General features: G+C 62.9%; 19 protein-coding genes. 9 read left to right on the forward strand and 10 right to left on the reverse strand.

The window, feature by feature from the left end; genetic code table 11:
- Position 1: 1 nt before the first annotated feature.
- The 6 genes from FGE05_RS04715 (at position 2) to FGE05_RS04745 (ending at position 5,141) form a co-directional block, all read left to right on the forward strand.
- Complete coding sequence (locus FGE05_RS04715; protein WP_139641970.1) at positions 2 to 664, forward strand: amino acid ABC transporter permease; 663 nt, start codon at positions 2 to 4, stop codon at positions 662 to 664.
- Positions 661 to 1,452, forward strand: a complete 792-nt coding sequence (locus tag FGE05_RS04720) for an amino acid ABC transporter ATP-binding protein (protein ID WP_047703615.1) — start codon at positions 661 to 663, stop codon at positions 1,450 to 1,452. The genes FGE05_RS04715 and FGE05_RS04720 overlap by 4 nt, the downstream gene beginning before the upstream one ends.
- Before the next feature lie 24 nt (positions 1,453 to 1,476).
- Complete coding sequence (locus FGE05_RS04725; RefSeq protein WP_024781238.1) at positions 1,477 to 1,863, forward strand: RidA family protein; 387 nt, start codon at positions 1,477 to 1,479, stop codon at positions 1,861 to 1,863.
- A gap of 134 nt (positions 1,864 to 1,997) precedes the next feature.
- On the forward strand, positions 1,998 to 2,762 hold the full coding sequence (locus FGE05_RS04730) for an IclR family transcriptional regulator (protein WP_139641972.1): 765 nt from the start codon (positions 1,998 to 2,000) through the stop codon (positions 2,760 to 2,762).
- Between the two features lie 39 nt (positions 2,763 to 2,801).
- On the forward strand, positions 2,802 to 4,019 hold the full coding sequence (locus tag FGE05_RS04735) for an amino acid deaminase (protein ID WP_139641974.1): 1,218 nt from the start codon (positions 2,802 to 2,804) through the stop codon (positions 4,017 to 4,019).
- A gap of 204 nt (positions 4,020 to 4,223) precedes the next feature.
- Positions 4,224 to 5,141, forward strand: a complete 918-nt coding sequence (locus tag FGE05_RS04745; RefSeq protein WP_139641977.1) for a sugar kinase — start codon at positions 4,224 to 4,226, stop codon at positions 5,139 to 5,141.
- Positions 5,142 to 5,271: 130 nt separating this feature from the next.
- On the opposite strand, the gene FGE05_RS04750 is transcribed toward FGE05_RS04745, so the two are convergent.
- Together FGE05_RS04750 and FGE05_RS04755 are read right to left on the reverse strand one after the other, a co-directional pair.
- Positions 5,272 to 5,547, reverse strand: a complete 276-nt coding sequence (locus tag FGE05_RS04750; RefSeq protein WP_003182808.1) for a peptidylprolyl isomerase — start codon at positions 5,545 to 5,547, stop codon at positions 5,272 to 5,274.
- A gap of 42 nt (positions 5,548 to 5,589) precedes the next feature.
- The gene (locus tag FGE05_RS04755; protein ID WP_139641979.1) at positions 5,590 to 8,127 is read right to left on the reverse strand and encodes a PAS domain-containing protein; all 2,538 of its coding nucleotides are present in this window, start codon (positions 8,125 to 8,127) and stop codon (positions 5,590 to 5,592) included.
- 123 nt (positions 8,128 to 8,250) lie between these two features.
- On the opposite strand from FGE05_RS04755, the gene FGE05_RS04760 reads away from it, so the two are divergent.
- Positions 8,251 to 9,366: a PilT/PilU family type 4a pilus ATPase gene (locus FGE05_RS04760; RefSeq protein ID WP_139641981.1), complete on the forward strand. Its 1,116-nt coding sequence runs from the start codon at positions 8,251 to 8,253 to the stop codon at positions 9,364 to 9,366.
- 188 nt (positions 9,367 to 9,554) lie between these two features.
- Here the strand turns inward: FGE05_RS04760 and FGE05_RS04765 are convergent, their stop codons facing one another.
- The 4 genes from FGE05_RS04765 to FGE05_RS04780 all read right to left on the reverse strand — a co-directional run bounded on the left by FGE05_RS04765 (position 9,555) and on the right by FGE05_RS04780 (position 15,554).
- On the reverse strand, positions 9,555 to 11,510 hold the full coding sequence (locus FGE05_RS04765; RefSeq protein ID WP_139641982.1) for an acetoacetate--CoA ligase: 1,956 nt from the start codon (positions 11,508 to 11,510) through the stop codon (positions 9,555 to 9,557).
- A 169-nt stretch (positions 11,511 to 11,679) separates the two neighbouring features.
- Positions 11,680 to 12,456 carry a 3-hydroxybutyrate dehydrogenase gene (locus FGE05_RS04770; RefSeq protein WP_139641984.1) on the reverse strand — a complete coding sequence of 259 codons (777 nt, stop codon included), beginning with the start codon at positions 12,454 to 12,456 and terminating at the stop codon, positions 11,680 to 11,682.
- A gap of 7 nt (positions 12,457 to 12,463) precedes the next feature.
- Positions 12,464 to 13,855, reverse strand: a complete 1,392-nt coding sequence (locus FGE05_RS04775; protein ID WP_139641985.1) for a GntP family permease — start codon at positions 13,853 to 13,855, stop codon at positions 12,464 to 12,466.
- A gap of 283 nt (positions 13,856 to 14,138) precedes the next feature.
- On the reverse strand, positions 14,139 to 15,554 hold the full coding sequence (locus FGE05_RS04780; RefSeq protein WP_139641987.1) for a sigma-54-dependent Fis family transcriptional regulator: 1,416 nt from the start codon (positions 15,552 to 15,554) through the stop codon (positions 14,139 to 14,141).
- Between the two features lie 191 nt (positions 15,555 to 15,745).
- On the opposite strand from FGE05_RS04780, the gene FGE05_RS04785 reads away from it, so the two are divergent.
- Both FGE05_RS04785 and FGE05_RS04790 read left to right on the forward strand, forming a co-directional pair.
- Positions 15,746 to 15,961 (forward strand): TIGR02450 family Trp-rich protein, encoded by a 216-nt coding sequence (locus tag FGE05_RS04785; RefSeq protein WP_139641990.1) that lies wholly within the window; start codon positions 15,746 to 15,748, stop codon positions 15,959 to 15,961.
- 168 nt (positions 15,962 to 16,129) lie between these two features.
- A complete protein-coding gene (locus FGE05_RS04790) occupies positions 16,130 to 17,464 on the forward strand; it encodes a PAS domain-containing methyl-accepting chemotaxis protein (RefSeq protein WP_139641992.1) in 1,335 nt (444 codons plus the stop codon).
- A gap of 26 nt (positions 17,465 to 17,490) precedes the next feature.
- Here the strand turns inward: FGE05_RS04790 and FGE05_RS04795 are convergent, their stop codons facing one another.
- From FGE05_RS04795 to FGE05_RS04810, 4 genes are read right to left on the reverse strand one after another with little or no spacing between them, the layout of a single operon-like run.
- On the reverse strand, positions 17,491 to 19,065 hold the full coding sequence (locus FGE05_RS04795) for an ABC transporter ATP-binding protein (protein ID WP_139642509.1): 1,575 nt from the start codon (positions 19,063 to 19,065) through the stop codon (positions 17,491 to 17,493).
- A gap of 7 nt (positions 19,066 to 19,072) precedes the next feature.
- Entirely contained in the window at positions 19,073 to 20,095 is a 1,023-nt protein-coding gene (locus FGE05_RS04800) for an ABC transporter permease (protein WP_139641994.1), read from the reverse strand.
- The gene (locus tag FGE05_RS04805) at positions 20,095 to 21,153 is read right to left on the reverse strand and encodes a microcin C ABC transporter permease YejB (protein WP_139641996.1); all 1,059 of its coding nucleotides are present in this window, start codon (positions 21,151 to 21,153) and stop codon (positions 20,095 to 20,097) included. Before FGE05_RS04805 ends, FGE05_RS04800 begins: the two co-directional genes overlap by 1 nt.
- Complete coding sequence (locus FGE05_RS04810) at positions 21,153 to 23,021, reverse strand: extracellular solute-binding protein (protein WP_139641998.1); 1,869 nt, start codon at positions 23,019 to 23,021, stop codon at positions 21,153 to 21,155. The genes FGE05_RS04805 and FGE05_RS04810 overlap by 1 nt, the downstream gene beginning before the upstream one ends.
- Positions 23,022 to 23,074: the final 53 nt, after the last annotated feature.

Here is a 23,074-nt window from a genome sequence, read left to right on the forward strand (position 1 = left end):
CATGTACGAATCCCCCAGTTGGTTGCATGAGCTATGGGTTGCCCGGGATACGCTGTGGGCCGGGTTCCTGACCAGCGTGCAATGTTCGGTGCTGGCGATTTTGCTAGGCACCTTGATTGGCCTGGTTGCCGGGCTGGTGCTGACCTACGGCCGCACCTGGATGCGCGCGCCGTTTCGCTTCTATGTCGACCTGATTCGCGGCACGCCGGTATTCGTGCTGGTGCTGGCCTGCTTCTACATGGCCCCGGCGCTGGGCTGGCAGATAGGCGCGTTCCAGGCCGGTGTCCTGGGCCTGACGCTGTTCTGTGGTTCCCACGTGGCCGAGATCGTGCGCGGTGCCTTGCAAGCGTTGCCCCGTGGGCAGATGGAAGCCAGCCAGGCCATCGGCCTGACGTTCTCCCAGGCCCTGGGTTATGTGCTGCTGCCCCAGGCATTGCGACAGATCCTGCCGACCTGGGTCAATTCCTCCACCGAGATCGTCAAGGCCTCGACCCTGCTGTCGGTGATCGGCGTCGCCGAGCTGCTGCTCAGCACCCAGCAGATCATCGCCCGGACCTTCATGACCCTGGAGTTCTACCTGTTCGCCGGGTTTCTCTTTTTCATCATCAATTACGCCATCGAATTACTCGGGCGGCACATTGAAAAGCGGGTGGCCTTGCCATGACTGACGTTTCGACCCCCTCCAACGCCCAGCCGCTGCTCGACATTCGCGGCCTGCGCAAACAATACGGCCCGCTGGAAGTGCTCAAGGGCGTCGACCTGAGCATGCAGCGCGGCAACGTCGTCACGCTGATCGGCTCCAGCGGTTCGGGCAAGACCACACTGCTGCGCTGCGTGAACATGCTGGAAGAATTCCAGGGCGGGCGGATCATGCTCGACGGTGAGTCCATCGGCTATGACGAAGTCGACGGCAAGCGTGTGCGCCATCCCGAAAAAGTCATCGCCCGGCACCGCGCGATGACCGGCATGGCGTTTCAGCAATTCAACCTGTTTCCCCATCTGAGCGCGTTGCAGAACGTCACCCTGGGCCTGCTCAAGGTGAAAAAACTGCCCAAGGACGAAGCGGTGGCCCTGGCCGAGAAGTGGCTGGAGCGGGTCGGCCTGCTGGAACGCCGCAACCACTTTCCCGGTCAGTTATCCGGTGGTCAGCAGCAGCGGGTGGCGATTGCCCGGGCGATCGCCATGAACCCCAGTCTGATGCTGTTCGACGAAGTCACCTCGGCCCTCGACCCGGAGCTGGTGGGCGAAGTACTGAACGTGATCAAGGGCCTGGCAGAGGACGGCATGACCATGCTGCTGGTGACCCACGAAATGCGTTTTGCCTTCGAGGTCTCCGACAAGATCGTCTTCATGAACCAGGGCCGAATCGAAGAGCAAGGCCCGCCGAAGGAACTGTTCGAGCGGCCGCAGTCACCGCGTCTGGCGGAATTTCTCAAGAACACTCGTTTTTAATCCATTGAACAAGGAGATCCACCCATGAGCATCAAGCGCTACGGTACCGGCAGCACCGCGGGTGGCGGTCAGCCACGACCCTTTGCCCGCGCCGTCGAGGCCGATGGCTGGCTGCACGTGTCCGGACAGGTGCCTGCGGTAAACGGCGAGATCATCGCCGGTGGGATCGTCGAGCAGACTCATCAGACCATGAAGAACGTGATCGCCATCCTCGAAGAGGCCGGTTACGAACTCAAGGATGTGGTGCGCTGTGGTGTGTGGCTGGATGACCCACGGGACTTCTGGAGTTTCAACAAGGTGTTCGGCGAATACTTCAGCCCCGAACATGCGCCGGCTCGGGCCTGTGTGCAGGCGAGCATGATGGTGGATTGCAAGGTCGAGATCGATTGCGTGGCCTACAAGAAAAAGTGAGGCCATCGCGGGCAAACCTTGCTCCCACAAGATCAAGCTGTGCCTGTGGGAGCAAGGCTTGCCCGCGATAGCGATCTACCAGACGCCACCGCTGTCTGGTTACACTCGCGGCCAACTGAATGGGAACCCAAGACATGACCGAAGACACCATCAAACGCCGGGCCCGGGGATTGGATCGGGCGTTCGATATCCTCGATTTCCTCAAGGAGATCGGCCAGCCGCTACGCCCGAACGACATAGCCAGCGGCATCGGCAGCCCCAAGTCCACGGTCTACGAGCTGGTGGCGTCGCTGCTGGAGCGGCGCATCCTCGAGCCGGTGGGCAAGGATGGCCACGTCTACCTGGGCCGCCAGTTGTATTTTCTCGGGCAGGCGCACTTGCGGCATTTCGATTTGAGCCGCGAGGCCGATCATGCCTTGCAGGAGATCGTCAGCCAGACCCGGGAAACCGCGCAGATGTGCCTGCTCAACGGACGCAAGTACACGGTGGCGCTGATGAAGGAGGGCGAGCGGCATTTCCGCATTTCATCGGACATCGGTGAAAACGCGCCCATTCCCTGGACCGCCTCCGGCCGCCTGCTGCTGGCGCATCTGAGCGACCAGCAGATCGTCGACCTGATCGACCCCGACGACTTCATCCTGCCGGACGGCGAGCGTCTGCCGGTGGAGCAGTTTCTCAAGGAGATCCGCCAGGCCGGCCTCGACGGATTCTTCTCCTTCGACAGCGTCGCCGACACCTTCACCCACTGCTTCGCCGCACCGGTCAAAGACCCCGATGGCGTGGCCATTGCGACCCTGTGCATCGTCGCCCCCCGGGCCGACGCCAAGAACAATTACGCCGACTACCGCCGGGTGCTGATCGACAGCGCCAACAACCTGGCCCGGCGCATCAATGAATAGACAATAGCGGTCACCCACGACCGCGAGAGGAGTTCGACCATGTCTTCTGCCATTCAGGACGCAGCCGTAGAGAAGGGCGCCGCCACCGTCGGTGCCTACCTGTTGCGCGACGTCAGCCTGCCGGCGCTGGTGCTGCATCGCGACGCGTTGGAACACAACATTCGCTGGATGCAACAGTTCGTCAGCAACAGCGGTGCCGAGCTGGCGCCCCATGGCAAGACCAGCATGACCCCGGCGCTGTTCCGCCGGCAGCTCGATGCGGGCGCCTGGGGCCTGACTCTGGCCACTGCCGTGCAAACCCGTGCCGCGTACGCCCACGGTGTGCGGCGGGTGCTGATGGCCAACCAGTTGGTGGGCACGCCGAACATGGCGCTGATCGCCGATCTGCTGGCCGACCCGACGTTCGACTTCCACTGCATGGTCGATCATCCGGACAACGTTGCCGACCTGGGCGAGTACTTCGCATCCCGGGGTGCGCGGCTGAATGTGATGATCGAGTACGGCGTAGTCGGTGGCCGTTGCGGTTGCCGGAGCGAGGCCGAAGTGTTGGCCCTGGCGGAGGCGATCCGGGCGCAACCGGCGCTGGCCCTGACCGGCATCGAAGGCTACGAAGGGGTGATCCATGGTGACCACGCCGTCAGCGGCATCCGTGCATTCGCGGCATCCCTGGTGGGGTTGGCGGTGCAGTTGCAGGACAGCGGCGCGTTTGCCCTCGATAAACCGATCATCACGGCCTCGGGGTCGGCCTGGTATGACTTGATCGCCGAATCCTTCGAGGCCCGCAACGCCCACGGGCGTTTCCTCAGCGTGCTGCGTCCCGGCAGTTACGTGGCCCACGACCATGGCATTTACAAGGAGGCCCAGTGCTGCGTACTGGAACGGCGCAGCGACCTGCACGAAGGTCTGCAGCCGGCACTGGAGGTCTGGGCTCATGTGCAATCACTGCCGGAGCCGGGCTTCGCGGTCATCGCCCTGGGCAAGCGCGACGTGGCCTACGACGCAGGGCTGCCGGTGCCGCTCAAGCGCTACAAGCCCGGATCTGACGTGATAGCCGGCGACGATGTGAGTGGCTGTAAAGTGACGGCGGTGATGGACCAGCATGCGTTCATGACGGTGGCGCCGGGGGTTGAATTGCGGATCGGCGACATCATTGCGTTCGGCACTTCCCATCCGTGCCTGACCTTCGACAAGTGGCGGGTGGGATGCCTGGTGGATGAGCAGTTGCGGGTGGTCGAAAGCATGGAGACTTGTTTCTAGGCTTGAAACCGAGTTGCGCCTATCGCGGGCAAGCCTTGCTCCCACAGGTCCTGCTCCAACAGGTCTTGCTCCCACAGGTCCAGCTCCAACAGGTCCAGCTCCCACAGGTCTTGCTCCAACAGGCTTGTGGGAGCAAGACCTGTGGGAGCAAGGCTTGCCCGCGATGGCGGTCTGCCAGACACCACCGAATCATCAGGATTATCCATGAGCAACCCGAAACCCCGCATCGCCCTGATCGGCGAGTGCATGATCGAACTGCAACAACGCGCCGACGGTAGCCTGCAGCAGAGCTTCGGCGGCGACACCCTGAATACGGCGGTCTACCTGTCTCGCGCCTTGGGCGACAGGGCGGCGGTGGATTACGTCACGGCCCTGGGCGATGACAGTTTCAGTGATGCCATGTGCCAGAGCTGGGCCGAGGAGAACATCGGTCTGGAACGGGTCCAGCGCTTGCCCGGCCGCTTGCCCGGATTGTATTGCATCCAGACCGATGCGGCCGGTGAGCGCCGGTTCTTGTACTGGCGCAACGAAGCGGCGGTGCGTGATTGCTTCACCACGCCGGCCGCCGCGCCGATCCTGGCGGCGTTGCCGGATTACGATGTGCTGTATTTCAGTGGCATCACCCTGGCGGTGCTGGGTGAGCAGGGGCGCGGCAAGCTTATCGAAACCCTGATCGAGGCGCGTCGACGAGGCGCCCAGGTGGTGTTCGACAATAACTATCGGCCAAGACTCTGGGCCTCGGTCGATGCCGCCCGCGCAGCCTATCGCAGTGTATTGCCTTATGTGGAACTGGCCCTGCTGACCGTGGACGACGAGCAGGCGTTGTTCGGTCATGCCGACAGCGAAGCGGTGTTCGCCGCCTACGAACAGCTTGGCACCCCGGAAGTGGTGCTCAAGCGCGGTGCCGAGGCTTGTCTGATCCGGTGCGATGGCCAGTCGTATGAAGTGCCGGGCCAGCGGGTTGAACGGGTGGTGGACACCACGGCGGCGGGGGATTCGTTCAGCGCCGCGTACCTGGCGCGCCGTTTGATGGGCGGGAATCCGGTGGAGGCCGCCGAGGCCGGGCATCTGTTGGCGAGTCGGGTGATCCAGGTGCCGGGGGCGTTGATTCCCCGGTCATGAACCCGAAACAAGCTCTTATGTGGGAGCGAGCCTGCTCGCGATGGCAGTGTGTCAGTCGCCATCAATATGAACTGATCCACCGCTTCGCGAGCAGGCTCGCTCCCACATGTGATCTGCGTTGGGCTCGACATCAATCCCGATAAAACACCTGCACCAGGTGATACCCGAATTTGCTCTTGATCGGCCCATGCACCACCCGCAGGGGCTTCTTGAAGATCACCGCATCGATCACGCCGACCATCTGCCCCGGCCGCACTTCACCCAGGTCGCCGCCGCGTTTGCCGGAGGGGCAGGTGGAGTATTTCTTTGCCAGCACATCGAACGCTTCGCCCTTGGCAATGCGTTGCTTGAGCTGTTCGGCTTCTTCGGCGGTTTTCACCAGGATATGGCGAGCTTGGGCTTTCATCGCAGCGGTGACCTGAACAAAAGGGGGCGATTATGCCTCAACTCAGGACACATGGTTGATCATCGTCCGAATCTTGCTCGCCAGCAGGTCGAGGGTGAAAGGCTTGGCGACCATGTCCATGCCCTGTTCCAGGAAGCCCTGGCGTTCGGCGGCTTTCTGCGCATAACCGGTCATGAACAGCACCTTCAGATCGGGCCGATGCTGGCGGGCGATTTCCGCCAGTTGCCGGCCATTCATGCCGGGCAGGCCGACGTCGGTGACCAGCAGGTCGATGCGCTGGTCTGACTCCAGCAGCGGGAGGGCGGTCTTGGCGTCTTCGGCTTCAAGGGCGGTGTACCCCAGCGTCTGCAACAGATCGAGCACCAGCATCCGCACCGCCGGCTCGTCTTCCACCAGCAAGACGGTTTCTCCTTCGATCGCGGCCGGAGCCTCTACGGTCGCGGCCTGTGTCGGTTGTTCGACGGGGGCCACCCGCAGCCGCGGCAGGTACAACTGCACCCGTGTGCCCTGGCCCGGTACGCTGTCCAGGTGCAGCAGTCCACCCGACTGTTGGGCAAACCCGTAGATCATCGACAAGCCCAGGCCGGTGCCCTGGCCGATGGGCTTGGTGGTGAAGAACGGGTCGAAGGCCTTTGCCAGCACGGACGGGGTCATGCCGCTGCCATTGTCGCTGACGGCAATCATCACGTAATCCCCGGCCTTGACCGGTTCCAGGGTGCTGATATCGCTGCCGTCGAGGTAGATATTGGCGGTCTCGACGGTCAGTTCGCCGCCGTCGGGCATGGCGTCCCGCGCGTTGATCACCAGGTTGAGCAGGGCGTTTTCCAGCTGGCTGGCATCGGTGCTGACGGGCCACAGCTCGTCGGCCAGTTGCAGCCGCAGCGCGATGTGATCACCGGTGGTGCGACTCAGCAGGTCTTCCAGGGACAGGACCAGGCTGTTGGCGTCCAACGGTTTGCGGTCCAGGGACTGGCGCCGGGAAAAGGCCAACAGTCGATGAGTCAGGGCCGCGGCGCGATTGGCCGATGACACCGCCGCTTCGGTAAAGCGTCCGATCTCGTCGACGCGGCCGTTGGCGATGTAGCGCTGCATCAGGTCCAGGCTGCCGAGAATGCCGGTGAGCATGTTGTTGAAGTCATGGGCGATGCCTCCGGTGAGCTGGCCCACGGCTTCCATCTTCTGAGCATGGCGCAGCGCTTCCTCGGCGCGCTCGCGTTCGAACATCTCGTTTTGCAAGCGGTGGTTGGCTTCGGCCAGTTGCTGGGTTCGGGCGATCACCCGTTCTTCCAAGGTTTCGTTGAGGTTGCGCAGGGCTTCCTCGGTTTTCTTGCGCTCGGTTTCGTCGATCACAAAGATATAAAAACCGTTCACGGCGCCGTCCGCGCCATGGCGGGGCAGGTAGTTGGTCAGCGCATGCCGCGGCCGGCCATCGCGGTGGTCCGACTGGACGGCGAAGCTGCACGGTTTGCCAGCCAGGGCCGCGGCAATCTGTTCGGCGCGAGCTGCATAGCCTTCCTCGCCGATCACTTCGCGAATGGTCTTGCCATAGAGTTCCTGCGGGGTCAGGCCGAACCAGTCCAGATAGGCGCTGTTGTTCAGACGGAAACGTTCTTCTCGGTCCACGTAGCTGATGAGGATCGGCATGGCGTTGATGATCAATTGCAGCTCGGTCTGGCTCTGGCGCAGGGCCTGTTCGGTGCGCTTGCGCTCGGTCAGGTCCAGGGCCGCGCCGAGAAAGCGCTTGGGCCGACCGTGGCGATCCTTGTAGCAGCGACCGCGCACGAACACCCAGCGCAGTTCGCCGTCGGGCTGCAGCAGGCGGTACTCCTCGGCATATTCGGTGCCGTGGGTGATGCAATGCTTGATGCTGCGAGCGACCATCGCCCGGTCCTCGGGGTGCACCCCTTCGAGGTAGGCGCTGATGGGCAACTGCCGGGACAGCTTCGGATCGACACCGTGCAACAGGGCGAAATGTGCATCGGCGATGAAGCGGTCTTCGCTGATGTCCCAGTCCCAGGTGCCCAGCGTATCGGCGGCCGCCAGGGCCAGTTGCAGGCGCTCCTCGCTTTCATGCTGGGCCTTGAGGCTGGCCTCGGAACGACGTTCGAACTCCAGGGCCAGGCGCCGCCGCTCGCTGGTCTCGATGGCCGTGACCAGGATGCCGGCCACGGCGCCACTTTCGTCACGCACGGGGCTGTAGGTCAAATCCAGCCAGAGATCGCAGAGGCGGCCGGCGAAAGGCAGGCGCCACTGCTGGTCGCGGCTGGTGTGGGTGCGGCCTTGAAACACGTTGTGATAAATCGCTGCATTCGTGCTTTTGAGTTCAGGCCACGCCAGGTGGGTCGGCTGGCCAAACGCCTGGGGATGCTTGTCGCCGGCCAGTCGGGAGAAGGCATCGTTGTAGAAATGGATCAGTTGCGGCCCCCACAGCAAGGCCATCGGCATCGGCGAGTGCAGCACGATGTCCACGGCGGTGCGCAGGCTCTGGGGCCAGGTTTCGGCAGGGCCCAGCTGGCTGGAGCTCCAGTCCAGTCGCTCGATCAGGCGCTGTGTGCCGCTGCTGGCGGGTGTTGCGTTCATCACGGAATCCCTGGGTGTCGTGTCACGTCGACTATCCTCTGAAGGAGGTAAGCGCGGGTTGGTCTGCAGAGGTACGTGTTCGGGTCAGCTTGTTTCATTGAAGTCTCGCGGAAGTTTCAGTCCATGGAAATCGATCCCTTGTTACGCATCCTGGCCAGCCAGGAAGGCTCCGATCTTTACCTGTCCACCGGGGCACCGCCCTGTGCAAAATTCGAGGGTGTGCTCAAGCCCCTGGGCAACCAGGCGTTCAAGGTCGGTGATATCGCCGGGCTCGCCGAGTCTCTGATGGACGCCGAACAGCGCCTTGAGTTCGATCGGGAATTGGAAATGAACCTGGCCATTTCCCTGTCCGGTGTCGGGCGATTCCGGGTCAATATCTTCAAGCAGCGCAACGACGTGTCCATGGTGATTCGTAACGTCAAGCTGGACATTCCGCGCTTCGAGGACCTGAAGCTGCCCAAGGTGCTGCTGGACACCATCATGCATAAGCAGGGATTGATGCTGTTCGTCGGCGCGACGGGGTCAGGCAAGTCCACCTCCCTGGCGGCGTTGATCGATTATCGCAATCGCAACAGCAGCGGCCACATCATCACCATCGAGGACCCGGTGGAGTATATCCACCGGCACAAGAAGTCGATCATCAACCAGCGCGAGGTCGGTGTCGACACCCGCAGTTTCCATGCCGCCCTCAAGAACACCTTGCGCCAGGCACCGGATGTGGTGCTGATCGGCGAGATTCGCGACCGTGAAACCATGGAACACGCCCTGGCCTTTGCCGATACCGGGCATCTGGTGATTTCCACCTTGCATGCCCACAACGCCAATCAGGCCTTGGACCGGGTGATCAACTTCTTCCCGGAAGAACGCCGGCCGCAGTTGTTGAGCGACCTGGGCAACAACCTCCTGGCATTCGTTTCCCAGCGCCTGGTGCGCACCCGTACCGGCCAGCGCCGGGCCGCGGTGGAGGTCATGCTCGGCTCGCCCACAGTGGCCGACCTGATCCGGCGCAACGAGCTGGGCGAACTCAAGGGCATCATGGAAAAGTCGGAAGAACTGGGCATGCAGACCTTTGACCAGGCCCTGTTCAGCCTCGTGGTCGAAGGGGTGCTCGATGAGGAAGAAGCGCTGAAGAACGCCGATTCGGCGAACAACCTGCGCTTGCGGTTGAAACTGCATGCCGAATCGGGCGCCGCGTCTGCGGCCGATCCGGCGGCGGGGGAGTGGGGGTTGATGGATTGATCCAGTCGGGCGCTCGGCCCTGTGGCGAGGGGATTTATCCCCGCCGGGCTGCGGAGCAGCCCCAATGCAATCAACACAATCTATCTGATGTACCGAGGTGTCTGGATTTAGGGCTGCTACGCAGCCCAGCGGGGCGGTGCGACGTTTCGCTAAATCCCCTCGCCACAGAAAGCGGTTTTGTGTAGTGCCTAGGTGGCCAGCTCCGGCCGATCCCGAAACTGCTCCAGCGCCTCCGGGTTGGCCAGGGCGTCGGTATTTTTCACCGCTTCGCCGTGCACCACATTGCGTACCGCCAGCTCCACCACCTTGCCACTGATGGTCCGCGGAATGTCGCTGACCGCCAGGATCTTCGCCGGTACATGACGCGGCGTGGTGTTGGCCCGGATGACCTGGCGAATCCGCTGCTCCAGGGTGTCATCGAGGACTACGCCCTCTTGCAGGCGCACGAACAGCACCACCCGCACATCACCCTGCCATTGCTGGCCGATGGCGACACTGTCCAGCACCTGTTCGACCTTTTCCACCTGCCGATAGATTTCCGCCGTGCCGATGCGCACGCCACCGGGGTTGAGCACCGCGTCAGAGCGGCCATGGATCAGGAAACCGCCATGGGGCAGCTCCTCGGCGTAATCGCCTTGGGCCCATACGCCGGGAAACTGGCTGAAGTAGGAGGCGCGCAGTTTTTCCTGCTGGGGGTCGTTCCACAGGCCAATGGGCATCGCCGGGAAATGCCGAGTGCACACCAGTTCACCTTTCTCGCCGATGACGGCCTGCCCGGCCTCGTTCCAGACCTCTACCGCCATGCCCAGGCTCTTGCCCTGCATTTCGCCGCGCCGCACTGCCGACAGCGGGTTGCCGTTGACGAAGCAGGACACGATGTCGGTGCCACCGGACATCGAGGCGAGGCAGACGTCGGGCTTGAAGTCGCGGTAGACGTAGTCGTAGCTGTGGGGCGCCAGCGCCGAGCCGGTGGACAGCAAGGTCCTGAGGCTGCCCAGGTCGTGGGTCTGCCGAGGCTTCAAACCCTGGCTCTCCAGGGCGGCCAGGAACTTGGGGCTGGTGCCGAACACGCTGATGCGCTGTTGGTCGATCAGGTCCAGCAAGCGCTCGGGGCCGGGGTGGAACGGTGAACCGTCGTAGAGCACCACCGCGCTGCCGACGGCGAGGGCGGACACCAGCCAGTTCCACATCATCCAGCCGCAAGTGGTGTAGTAGAACAGCCGATCCTCGGGGCCGAGGTCGACGTGCAGACCATGTTCCTTGACGTGTTGCAGCAGTACGCCACCGGTGCCATGGACGATGCACTTCGGTACGCCGGTGGTGCCGCTGGAGTACAGGATGTACAGCGGATGATCGAACGGCACGGCGACGAATTGCGGCTCGCCACCGGCTTGGTAGAACCCGTCCCACAGTGCGACGCTGGCCGGGGTCGTGAAGTCTTCGGCGCAGGCATCCGGCTGGGCATAGGGCAGCACGATGAGTTGCTGCAGCGACGGCAGTCGTTCGAGGATCTCGTTGACCTTGGGCCGTTGGTCGATGACCTTGCCGGCGTAGCGGTAACCGGCGCAGGTGATGAGCACCTTGGGTTCGATCTGGCCGAAGCGGTCGATCACTCCCTGGGTGCCGAAATCCGGCGACGAACAGGACCAGATCGCTCCCAGGCTGGTGGTGGCAAGCATGCCCACCAGGGTCTGCCAGGTGTTGGGCATGCACGCGGCGACGCGGTCGCCTTGGGTCACACCGGCCGCTTGCAGGCTTTTCTGCAGGCCGGCGACGTGGGCGGCGAGTTCGGCCCAGGTCAGGTGTTCCTGGCCGCCATTTTCGTCGATGGCCACCACTGCCGTCGCTGTATCGCGACGGCGCAACAAATGCTCGGCAAAGTTCAGGGTCGCCCCGGGGAACCAGCGAGCGCTGGGCATTTGCGCACCTTCCACCAGTACCTCGCTGGGCGCCTGGTGAAAGCGAATCTCGAAGAAGTCGACGATGGCCTGCCAGAAGGCTTCGCGCTGGTCGATGCTCCAGGCGTGAAGGGCGGGATAGCCACTGAGTTGCAGGTTATGCCGTTCGTTGACGAACCGGCGAAAGGCGTTCATGCGCGACCGCGCGATGCGTTCAGGGCTGGGTTGCCAGAGGGTGTCGGACATGGCGTATCTCTTATTCTTTATGTACACGCAAACTATAGAGCGAGCCGGAGCTTCCGGGATCAACTTCCTGTGGGAGCAAGGCTTGCCCGCGATGAAGGTATCTCGATTCCAAGGTGAACCGCATCGACCTCATCGCGGGCAAGCCTTGCTCCCATAGGGTTCACACAGGTTACTGGGCCAACCACCCACCATCGATATTCCATGCCGCGCCACGCACCTGGCTACCGGCTTCGCTGCAGAGGAACAGCACCAGTTCCCCCAGTTGCGGCGGGGTGACGAAATCCAGGGACGGCTGTTTCTCGGCCAGCAGGTCATGCTGGGCCTGTTGCGGGTCGACGCCGCTGGCGATGCGGTCGTCGATCTGCTTCTGCACCAGCGGGGTCAGCACCCAGCCGGGGCAGATGGCGTTGCAGGTGACGTTGCTGGTGGCGGTTTCCAGGCCGACCACTTTGGTCAGGCCGATCACCCCGTGCTTGGCCGCGACATAGGCGGCCTTGCCCACCGAGCCGACCTGGCCGTGTACCGAGGCGATATTGACGATCCGCCCCCAGCCCTTGCTGCGCATGCCTGGCAGGCTCAGGCGGGTGGCATGGAACACCGAGGACAGGTTGATGGCGATGATCGAGTCCCAGCGCTCCACCGGGAAATCCTCGACAGCGGCCACATGCTGGATGCCGGCGTTGTTCACCAGAATGTCGACGCCGCCGAACTCGCGCTCGGCGTAAGCGAGCATATCGGCGATCTGGGCCGGATCACTGACATCGGCCGGGTGATGGCCCACCTTGCCACCGAACTGCTGCACTTCGGCGATCACCGCCGATGCATCGCCAAAGCCGTTGAGGATCAAGTCGGCGCCGGCCTTGGCCAGGCTCAGGGCAATGCCCAGGCCGATGCCGCTGGTAGAACCGGTGACCAGGGCGGTTTTGCCGGAAAGAGTTGTCGTCATAAGAACCTCATACAATGCCAGTGGCGTAAAACACACCGATCACCACGAAAACCGCGAGGGTCTTGATCAGCGTAATGCAGAAAATGTCTTTGTAGGCTTCACGGTGGGTGAGCCCGGTGACCGCCAGCAGGGTGATCACCGCGCCGTTGTGAGGCAGGGTGTCCATGCCGCCGCTGGCCATGGCCGCTACCCGGTGCAGCACTTCCAGGGGAATATTGGCGGCGTGGGCGGCGTTGATGAAGGTTTCGGACATCGCCGCCAGGGCGATGCTCATGCCGCCCGACGCGGAACCGGTGATGCCCGCCAGCAGCGTCACGGTCACGGCTTCGTTGACCAGTGGATTGGGGATGCTCTTGAGCCAGTCGGCCAACACCAGGAAGCCCGGCAGCGAGGCGATGACCGCGCCGAAGCCGTATTCCGAGGCGGTATTCATCGCCGCGAGCAGCGCACCGCCCACCGCACTTTTACTGCCTTCGGCCAGCTTGCTGCGAATGGCCCGGAAGCCGAACAGCAGGACCATGATGATGCCCACCAGCAGCGCGGCCTGCACCGCCCAGATCGCGGTGAGCTTGGCGACGTCGCTCGTCACCGGTGCCGCCATGCCCGGCAGCGCCAGGCTGTGGGTCTTGCCGTACCACTGGGGGATCCACTGGGTGAACAGCAGGTTCATGATGCCGACCGCCAGCAGTGGCGAAACGGCGATCCACGGGTTGGGCAGCTTGATGTCTTCGGCCGTTTCCGGCTCGTTGCGCAGTTCGGTGCCGTAGCCTTCGCCCACGCGCTGGGCCTTGTTGCGTTGGCGTTGCAGGAACAGCATGCCGATGCTGAACACGAACAGCGTGCCGATCACACCCAGCCACGGCGCGGCCCAGGCGGTGGTGTTGAAGAAGGTGCTGGGGATGATGTTCTGGATCTGCGGCGTGCCGGGCAGGGCGTCCATGGTGAAAGAGAACGCGCCGAGAGCGATGGTGGCCGGGATCAGGCGCTTGGGAATATTGCTCTGGCGGAACATCTCGGCGGCGAACGGGTACACCGCGAACACCACGACGAACAGCGACACGCCGCCATAGGTCAGCAGGGCGCAGACCAGCACGATCACCAGCATCGCCTGGCGCGTGCCCAGCAGGCGAATCGCCGCGGCCACGATGGAGCGGGAGAAGCCCGACAACTCGATCAGCTTGCCGAACACCGCGCCGAGCAGGAACACCGGGAAATACAGTTTGATGAACCCGACCATTTTCTCCATGAACACCCCGGTGAAGGCAGGGGCGACGGCGGAGGGGTCGGTGAGCAGGACGGCGCCGAGGGCGGCGATGGGGGCAAAGAGGATGACGCTGTAGCCACGGTAGGCGGCAACCATCAGCAGCGCGAGGGCTGCCAAGGCAATGATCACACTCATGGTGTGTCTCCTGGATTGTTATTTTTGTGGTGAAGCGGTGGGAGGAGCTTTAGCGAGTTTTGTGCCAGGTTGGTAACTTGTTGAAATATATAAGGTTTGTTGTTTGGCTTGAGGAGATAGGGGGAGTGCTGTCTCTTTTTGGAGATTTTTTGATTCGGATGGCCTCATCGCGAGCAGGCTCGCTCCCACAGGGGAATGCAATCATCCTGTGGGAGCGAGCCTGCTCGCGATGAGCGCAAAGCGCTCCAAGATGTATGTCTACAAAAAGAGAATTAATTTCTCTTTATTGAGACTCGGCAATCCCCAACGCCACCATCTTCTTGTACAGCGTCGAGCGCCCCAGCCCGAGCCGCTCAGCCGCCTCGATCACCTTGCCGCCGCATTGCGCGAGGGTGGTTTCGATCAATTGCCGGTCGAATCGCGCCCGGGCCTGGCTGAAGGTTTCCTGGGGCAGCAGTTCCAGGCTTGGGCTGGCCGGGCGGGTCACTGGCGTGAACGTGCCGATGGCCGCGCGGATGTCGACGGCGGTGAGTTGCAGGTTATCGCTGAGCAACGCGGCCCGCTCCAGCACGTTGCGCAACTCGCGGATGTTGCCCGGCCAGGCGTGCTGCCCCAGCAGGTCGAGGGCGTCGGGGTTCAGTTCGTGCTGGCTGCGCAGGTCTTCGAGGATTGCTTCGCTCAGGGCCGGCAGGTCATCCAGGCGCTCGCGCAGGGGTGGGACCTGGATCGGCAGTACATTGAGGCGGTAATACAGGTCGGCGCGGAACTCGCCGCGCTTGATCGCCGCTTCCAGGTCCGTTGACGTGGCAGCGATCACGCGGACATCGCTTTGCAGCACCTCGTTGGAGCCCACCGGTTCATATTCCTTTTCCTGCAGCACGCGCAGCAGTTTGCTTTGCAGTGGCAAGGGCATGTCACCGATCTCATCGAGGAACAACGTGCCGCCCTGGGCGATCTGCAGCTTGCCGGCGCGGCCCTTGCGGTCAGCCCCGGTGAACGCTCCGGGGGCCGTGCCGAAGAACTCGGCTTCCAGCAGCGATTCCGGAATCGCCGCGCTGTTGATGCTGACGAATGCTTTGTGCGCCCGTGGCGAGGCGCTGTGGATCGCTTGGGCCAGCAGTTCCTTGCCGGTGCCGGTTTCGCCGAGCAGCAACACCGGGGAATCGGTGCTGGCGCTACGCCGGGCGCGGCGCTTGACCTCCAGGCCGGCGCTGCTGGTGCCGATGAAATGGGCGAAGTTGTACTTGGTTTGCCGCGCCCGCAGCAGCGAACGGGTCGAGGCCAGTTCTTCCTGCATGCTCTGGTAGCGCTTGAGCATCGGCGACAGACTATGCAGTTCACCGAACAAGGCAAAACCGATGGCGCCGATAACCGCGCCGGCGCTGTCATGGATCGGCAGGCGCATGACCACCAGCGGCTCCTTGGGCATCTCCTGCATGTCCAGCAGGATCGGTCGCCCGGTCCGCACCACTTCCCGGAGCAAGCTGCCGGGGATCACGCTCTCGCAGGCACGACCGATGGCCTCCTGCGCCGAGTTCAGACCGAAGCGCCGGGCGTAGCGCTCGTTCATCCAGACGATGTTGGCGTCACGGTCGACAATCACCGTGCCTTCGCTGGACTGTTCGATGATCTCGAACAAGGAGCGAATCGCCAGGGTGCGTACGCGCTGGTAGTCCTTGAGGTTTTCGGTGGGGCGCATCGGGCATTCCCAGAAAGAGGTGAGGGTGTGGCGGCCTCTGATGAGTCTGTTGCCAGCGGCATTATGCCGTAGATCCACTGATCAAGACGCGGCTGACGTGTTGCGCCTCGGTCGAGCGTCCTGAAGTCGTGGTTTCAATGAGACGAAAATTATACAGTTGCTTTTATTTTGTACATTTTTGGATGCCCCCCATGAACCCATTCAATCCTCGCAAACTCACGCTTTCGAAATGGACTGCCTGTGCACCGGTCAATCGAGAGAAGCATTTCCTGGTCATCAAGCTGCTCTGCGACGAGGTCGGCGTACCTCTGCAAGTCGAGTTGCAAGCGGTGCTCAGCGGGCGCACGGAACTGCTGGACTGGCGCGAGTTGCGAGATGACAAGCGGTGGCGCATTGGCTGGAAATGAAAAAAACGGGCGGCCGGTGGTACGCCGCTGGTCATATAAAACTTGTACATAAATAAAAAGCTGTACAATTATTTTTGAGATCATGGCTTAATGGCATCTCTCCAGCGAAAGGCCCCCTGAGTCTTCAGGCGGCTCGATCCACGCATCCAACGTTCCGGAGTGGGGCCCATGTTCATTCGTACACGCAAGCATCAGCAGGCCTTGCATGAAGTCCAGGCCAGGGAGGCTTATCTTGAGGCGCAGCGCGATGCCTTGCATGCCTCCATGGCCGTGCTTGAGCTCGCGGCGACAGGTGAAGTGCTGAGCGCCAGTCCCCTGTTCCTACGAATGGTTGGATACTCGCTCGACGAGATTCTGGGCAAGCATCACCAGACATTTTGCGCCCCGGCGTACGCCCACAGTCCACAGTACGCGACGTTGTGGCGGCGCTTGCTGCAGGGTGAAAGTGCCAGCGACCGGTTTTTGCTGCTGGCCCGCGACGGACAAGGGGCCTGGGTGGAAGCGGACCATGTTCCGGTGCGCCAGGCGGGCGCGGGCGTACAGCGCATCCTTTGCGTTGTTCGCGATGTGACCGATGAGGTGCTTCGTTCCCAGGCCGAGTCCAGCTTCACGCAGGCGATTGACCGTTCGATGGCGGTCATCGAATTTGACCTGAAAGGGCACGTGGTAAATGCCAACGCGAACTTCCTGAGGGTGATGGGCTATGGCCTGGAAGAAGTGCGCGGCCAGCATCACCGTATCTTCTGCACGCCCGGCGAAGCGCAGAGCGAAGCCTATCGCGGCTTCTGGGCCGGACTGAACCGGGGCGAGTACAGGGCAGGATTGTTCCAGCGGGTCGACAAGCGCGGCGCGACCGTCTGGCTGCAGGCCACCTACAACCCGCTCTATGATGCCCAGGGCCATGTATATGGGGTGGTCAAGTTCGCCACCGATTGCACCGCTGAGATCGAACAACGCCAGAGCGAATCGAAGGCGGCGCAGTTGGCCTTCGAGACGTCCCAGCAGACCGATGAGCATACCCGGCTTGGCACCGCCGTCGTGCAAAAGACCGTGACCGTCGTGCAAAGCATCGCTGATGAACTCCAGGCTGTGGCGACGGGCATAGAGGCCCTGAGCGCACAGTCCGAGGAAATCGGCAGTATCGTCGATGCCATCCGGGGCATCGCTGAACAGACCAACCTGCTGGCCCTTAATGCTGCCATCGAAGCTGCTCGCGCTGGAGAGCAGGGGCGCGGCTTCGCGGTCGTGGCCGATGAGGTGCGCAACTTGGCCCGACGTACGAGCCAGGCCACCGTCGCCATCACCGAGGTGGTCGGCAAGAACCGCGAACTCGCCAGGCAAGCGGTCACCAGCATGCAGTCGAGCACCCTCAAAGCTGAACAGGGGGTCACACTGGTGAATGAAGCAGGCGCGGTGATCCAGGATATCCACCGGGGCGCGCAACAGGTTGTGACGGTAATGGGCAATTTCGCCAACACCCTGGACCAGCGACGGGGCGCCTGAATCGCTGGAGAAGACTGGCCCGCGAGTTATGCGGGATGAGCCGCCGCCAGCAGCTCTCGGGTATAGGGGTGGCGTGGCGACTCGAACAGCTCATGGCTCGCCCCTTGTTCAACCACTTTACCGTCCTTGATCACGATCATGTCGTGGGCCAGGGCGCGCACCACCGCCAGGTCATGGCTGATGAACAGGTAGGTCAGGCCGTGCTTTTCCTGGAGCTGGCGGAGCAGGGCGACCACTTGTTTCTGCACAGTGCGATCCAGCGCCGACGTGGGCTCGTCCAGCAGGATCAGGGCCGGTTTCAGCACCAGGGCCCGGGCAATGGCGATGCGCTGGCGTTGGCCGCCGGAAAATTCGTGGGGGTAGCGATGGCGACTCTGCGGGTCGAGACCGACTTCCTTGAGGGCCTGGATCACCCGGGCTTCACACTCCTGGGCGCTGGACGGACTGTGGACCTCAAGGCCTTCACTGATGATCTGCTGCACCGACATCCGTGGGCTGAGGCTGCCGAACGGGTCCTGGAACACCACCTGCATCTGCTTGCGCCACGGCCGCAATGCTTTCTGTGACAGCGCGTCGAGGGCTTCACCCTGGAAGCGAATGCTGCCTTCGGATTCGATCAGCCGCAGGATCGCCTGGCCGAGTGTGGACTTGCCGGAGCCGGATTCGCCGACGATGCCCAGGGTCTTGCCGCGCTGGATGTTCAGGCTGATGCCGTCGACGGCGCGCAGGTATTCCTTGCGCCGGAACAACCCACCGCCCAGGGCGAAACTGACCCGCAGGTCCTGGACCTGCAGCACGTCTTCGCGCTCGTCCCGGGGCAGGGCTTCACCCTCCGGTTCGGCGTGCAGCAGTTCACAGCTGTAGGGGTGCTTCGGCGCGCTGAACAGGGTTTCGCAGGGCGCCTGCTCGACGATTTCCCCGGCCTTCATCACGCACACCCGCTGGGCGATGCTGCGCACCAGGTTCAGGTCGTGGCTGATCAGCAACAGGGACATGCCCAGCCGTTGCTGGAGGGATTTGAGCAACAACAGGATCTTGCGTTGTACGGTGACGTCCAGCGCGGTGGTCGGTTCGTCGGCGATCAACAGTTCTGGTTCGCAGGCCAGGGCCATGGCAATCATCACCCGTTGACGCTGGCCGCCGGAGAGCTGATGCGGGTAGGCCTTGAGCCGTTCGACGGGCTTCTGGATGCCGACCAGGGCCAGCAGCTCCAGGATGCGCTGACGTGCCGCTTGGCCGCCCAGGCCCTTGTGCAGCATCAGGGTTTCACCGATCTGCTTTTCGACGCTGTGCAGCGGGTTCAGGGAGGTCATCGGTTCCTGGAAGATCATCGCGATGCGATTGCCGCGCAGCTCTCGCAGGGTCTTGGCCTGGGCGCCGACCAGTTCCTGGCCGCGATAGCGAATGCTGCCGGTGGTACGGCTCTCGGTTGGTGGCAGCAGTTGCAGGATCGAATGGGCCGTCACCGATTTGCCGGAGCCCGATTCGCCCACCAGGGCCAGGCACTCGCCGGGACGGATGTCCAGGCACAGGTTGCGCACGACGGCGTGGTCGTTGAAGGCCACGCTCAAGTCGCGGATTTCGATCAGGTTGTCACGCACGTCCGGATCAGGACCTGGGATCGAATGCATCACGCAATGCCTCGCCAATGAACACCAACAGGGAAAGAATCAGGGCCAGGGTGAAGAATGCCGTCAGCCCCAGCCAGGGTGCTTGCAGGTTCTGTTTGCCTTGGGCAATCAGCTCGCCCAGGGACGCGCTGCCGGCCGGCATGCCGAAGCCGAGGAAGTCCAGGGCGGTGAGGGTGGAGATCGCCCCGGTGAGGATGAATGGCAGATAACTCAGGGTCGCGTTCATCGCGTTGGGCAGGATGTGCCGCACGATCACCTTGCGGTCGGTCAGGCCCAGGGCCCTGGCGGCCTTGACGTATTCGAGGTTGCGCCCGCGCAGGAACTCGGCGCGGACCACGTCCACCAGGGCCAGCCAGGAGAACAACGCCATGATCCCCAGCAGCCACCAGAAATTCGGTTCGACGAAACCGGAGAGGATGATCAGCAGATAGAGCACCGGCAGCCCCGACCAGACTTCCAGCAGGCGTTGCCCCAACAGGTCCACCCAGCCGCCGTAATAACCCTGCAACGCGCCGGCGGCGATACCGATCAGCGCGCTGATGGTCGTCAGCGCCAGGGCGAACAGGATCGACACCCGGGCACCGAAGATCACCCGGGCCAGCACGTCCCGGGACTGGTCGTCGGTGCCCAGCCAGTTCACCGAGGTAGGCGGGCTCGGGGCCGGTTGATTGAGGTCGTAGTTGGGGGTGTCGTCGCTGAACGGGATCGGCGGGAACAGCAGCCAGCCGCCGTCCTTGTGGATCAGGTTCTGCACGTAGCTGCTGCGGTAGTCGGCCTGGAACGGTAGCTGGCCGCCAAATTCCTGTTCGGTGTGGCGCTTGAACACCGGGAAATACAGCGAGTCCTGATAGCTCACCACCAGCGGCTTGTCATTGGCGATCAGCTCGCCGCCCAGGGTCAGGATGAACAGGCCGATGAACAACCACAGCGACCACCAGCCGCGGCGGTTTTTCTTGAAGCGCTCGAAGCGCCGTCGGCCCAGAGGCGAGAATCTGAACATCAGGCGTTCCTCGCGGCGAAGTCGATGCGCGGGTCCACCAAGGTGTAGCAGAGGTCGCCGATGAGTTTGATCAGCAGGCCGAACAGCGTGAAGATGAACAGTGAGCCGAACACCACCGGATAGTCCCGGGACACGGCCGCCTCGTAGCTCATGCGGCCCAGGCCATCGAGGGAGAAGATCACCTCGATCAGCAACGACCCGGCGAAGAACACGCTGATGAACGCCTGGGGAATCCCCGAGACCACCAACAGCATGGCGTTGCGGAACACGTGCCCGTATAACACCCGCCGTTCGCTCATGCCCTTGGCCCGCGCCGTGACCACATATTGGCGGGTAATTTCATTGAGGAACGAGTTCTTGGTCAGGATGGTCAGGGTGGCGAAGCCGCCGATCACCAGCGACGTGACCGGCAGCACCAGGTGCCAGAAGTAGTCGGTGATCTTGCCCAGGGTCGACAGCGATTCGAAGTTGTCCGACACCAGCCCGCGCACCGGAAACCAGTTCAGCGACGTCCCGCCCGCGAACACCACGATCAGGAACATCGCGAAGAGGAAGGCCGGCATGGCGTAGCCGATGATGATCGCCGTGCTGCTCCAGACATCGAAGGCCGAGCCATGATGCACCGCCTTGCGGATGCCCAGCGGGATCGACACCAGGTAGGTGATCAGCGTGGCCCACAGCCCCAGGGAAATGGTCACCGGCATCTTTTCCAGGATCAGGTCGGTGACCGTGGCACCCCGGAAGAAACTCTTGCCGAAGTCCAGGCGGGCATAGCTGCTGAGCATCAGCCACAGGCGTTCATGGGCCGGCTTGTCGAAGCCGTATTGTTTCTCGATGTCCTTGATCAGTTGCGGGTCCAGGCCGCGGCTGGCCCGGGAGCTGCCGGTCATGGCATTGCCCGAGCTGCCGACGGTGGCGCCGCCGATGCCTTGCAGGTGGGCGATGGCCTGTTCCACCGGGCCACCCGGTGCCGCCTGGACGATGACGAAGTTCACCAGCAGGATGATCACCAGGGTCGGAATGATCAGCAGCAGGCGACGCGCGATATAGGCCCACATCAGTGACGCCCTCCGGAGGTGCCACGCCTGATTCGTTCGGCGGTCATCTGCTCATTGGTCAAGGGGGTGGTGCTGACTTCCCACCAGCTCTCGATGGCTTCGTCATTGGCGGCCTGCACCTTCGGCATGCCGAAGCGGTTCCACCACACGGTCGAACTGCCTGGTGGGTAGTAGTTGGGAATCCAGTAGTAGTTCCATTGCAACACCCGGTCCAGGGCGTGGGCGTGACGAAGCATGTCATCCTGGGTGGTGGCCTTGACCAGCCCGTCGATCAGGGTATCGACGGCGGGATTCTGCAGGGCCATGTAGTTGTTGGCGCCCGGGTCGTTGGCCGCCGCCGAACCGAAGTAATTGTAGAGCTCGGTGCCAGGCGAGACGCTGACCGGGTAGCCGGTGACGATCATGTCGTAGTCACGGCTCATCAGGCGATTGATGTACTGGGACGGGTCGATGCGACGGATGCTCATGTCGATGCCGATCTGCGCCAGGGTGCGTTTATAGGGCAGCAGCAGGCGGTCCATGCCGTTCTGGCTGTTGAGGAAGGTGAAAGTCAGCGGTTCGCCTTCGGCATTGACCAGGCGATCGCCTTCGGGTTTCCAGCCGGCCTGTTCCAGCAGCGCCAGGGCTTGTAATTGCTTGTCGCGAATCACGCCGCTGCCGTCGGTCTTCGGAGCCTGGAATACCTGGGTGAAGACCTCGTCGGGGACTTTTCCGCGCAACGGTTCAAGGATCGCCAGCTCGCTCGCATCGGGCAATTGTCGGGCGGCCAGGTCGGTGTTGGAGAAGAAGCTCTGCTGGCGCACGTAGAGGTTGCGCATCATCTGCCGGTTGCTCCATTCGAAATCCCAGAGCATCGCCAGGGCCTGGCGTACGCGACGATCCTGGAACTGCGGCTTTTGCAGGTTGAACACGAAGCCCTGGGCCGTTTGCGGGGCTTCGGTGGCCAGGTGGGCTTTTTGCAGGCGCCCGTCGCGCAGTGCCGGGCTGTCGTAGCCAATGGAAAAGCCCGTGGCGGAGAATTCGCGGTTGTAGTCGTAGGCGCCACCGCGCAGCACCTGGCGCGCCACGTCGGTGTCGCCGAAATACTCGATGCTGAAATGATCGAAGTTGTAGAGCCCGCGGCTGACCGGCAGGTCCTTGCCCCACCAGTCGGCGTTGCGCTCGAAGGTGATGCTGCGCCCGGAGTCAACCTTGCCGACCCGGTACGGCCCACTGCCCAGCGGCGCTTCATAGCCACCGCCGCTGGCAAAGTCGCGGGTTTTCCACCAATGCTCGGGAAGCACCGGCAGGGTGGCGATGTCCAGGGGCAAGGTGCGGTTTTCGTTGTTCTTGAAATCGAAGCGAACCGTGCGCTCGCCTTCGACTTCGACGCCTTTGACGGCCGCGAATTGGGTGCGATAGCGCAGGCTGCCCTGGGTCATCAGCAGCTCGAAGCTGTAGCGCACGTCTTCGGCGGTTATGGGCTTGCCGTCGGCGAAGCGGGCCTTGGGGTTCAGGTAAAAGCGCAGGGACAGGCCGTCGTCCGCGCGTTCCATGCTTTGGGCAACCAGGCCGTAGACTGTGTAGGGCTCATCCAGGGAGCGTTGGGCCAGGGGTGAATACAGCATGCCGTCGATCTGGCTGACCCCGATGCCTTTGTCGATGTAGGGCAGCACGTGGTCGAACTGGCCGATCTCGATGGCCGAACGGCGCAGGGTGCCACCTTTGGGGGCCTGGGGATTGGCATAGGCGAAATGGCTGAAGCCTTCAGGGTATTTGGCCGGTTCGCCATAGACGGTCAGGGCATGTTGCGGTGCGGCAGACACGCCGGCGGCGCCTGTCAGCAGGAGCGCGGCAGTCAAGAACAGTGAGGAAAACGCCAGTCGCATTGTCAGCCTTAAAGCCGGGTGATCGATGACCACGATTTGTACGCGAGCGGCGC

The sequence above is a fragment of the Pseudomonas sp. ICMP22404 genome (genome assembly GCF_006227205.1).
GTDB lineage: Bacteria > Pseudomonadota > Gammaproteobacteria > Pseudomonadales > Pseudomonadaceae > Aquipseudomonas.

Excerpts from the sequence above, each read along its gene's own strand:
- FGE05_RS04725 (WP_024781238.1), top strand. The coding sequence starts at position 1,477 with ATGAGCATCAAGCGCTACGGTACCGGCAGCACCGCGGGTGGCGGTCAG.
- FGE05_RS04750 (WP_003182808.1), bottom strand. The coding sequence starts at position 5,547 with ATGAAAGCCCAAGCTCGCCATATCCTGGTGAAAACCGCCGAAGAAGCC.
- FGE05_RS04715 (WP_139641970.1), top strand. The coding sequence starts at position 2 with ATGTACGAATCCCCCAGTTGGTTGCATGAGCTATGGGTTGCCCGGGAT.
- FGE05_RS04720 (WP_047703615.1), top strand. The coding sequence starts at position 661 with ATGACTGACGTTTCGACCCCCTCCAACGCCCAGCCGCTGCTCGACATT.
- FGE05_RS04765 (WP_139641982.1), bottom strand. The coding sequence starts at position 11,510 with ATGTCCGACACCCTCTGGCAACCCAGCCCTGAACGCATCGCGCGGTCG.
- FGE05_RS04810 (WP_139641998.1), bottom strand. The coding sequence starts at position 23,021 with ATGCGACTGGCGTTTTCCTCACTGTTCTTGACTGCCGCGCTCCTGCTG.
- FGE05_RS04730 (WP_139641972.1), top strand. The coding sequence starts at position 1,998 with ATGACCGAAGACACCATCAAACGCCGGGCCCGGGGATTGGATCGGGCG.
- FGE05_RS04745 (WP_139641977.1), top strand. The coding sequence starts at position 4,224 with ATGAGCAACCCGAAACCCCGCATCGCCCTGATCGGCGAGTGCATGATC.
- FGE05_RS04785 (WP_139641990.1), top strand. The coding sequence starts at position 15,746 with ATGAACCCATTCAATCCTCGCAAACTCACGCTTTCGAAATGGACTGCC.
- FGE05_RS04800 (WP_139641994.1), bottom strand. The coding sequence starts at position 20,095 with ATGTTCAGATTCTCGCCTCTGGGCCGACGGCGCTTCGAGCGCTTCAAG.
- FGE05_RS04775 (WP_139641985.1), bottom strand. The coding sequence starts at position 13,855 with ATGAGTGTGATCATTGCCTTGGCAGCCCTCGCGCTGCTGATGGTTGCC.
- FGE05_RS04735 (WP_139641974.1), top strand. The coding sequence starts at position 2,802 with ATGTCTTCTGCCATTCAGGACGCAGCCGTAGAGAAGGGCGCCGCCACC.
- FGE05_RS04780 (WP_139641987.1), bottom strand. The coding sequence starts at position 15,554 with ATGCGCCCCACCGAAAACCTCAAGGACTACCAGCGCGTACGCACCCTG.
- FGE05_RS04755 (WP_139641979.1), bottom strand. The coding sequence starts at position 8,127 with ATGAACGCAACACCCGCCAGCAGCGGCACACAGCGCCTGATCGAGCGA.
- FGE05_RS04760 (WP_139641981.1), top strand. The coding sequence starts at position 8,251 with ATGGAAATCGATCCCTTGTTACGCATCCTGGCCAGCCAGGAAGGCTCC.
- FGE05_RS04770 (WP_139641984.1), bottom strand. The coding sequence starts at position 12,456 with ATGACGACAACTCTTTCCGGCAAAACCGCCCTGGTCACCGGTTCTACC.
- FGE05_RS04790 (WP_139641992.1), top strand. The coding sequence starts at position 16,130 with ATGTTCATTCGTACACGCAAGCATCAGCAGGCCTTGCATGAAGTCCAG.
- FGE05_RS04805 (WP_139641996.1), bottom strand. The coding sequence starts at position 21,153 with ATGTGGGCCTATATCGCGCGTCGCCTGCTGCTGATCATTCCGACCCTG.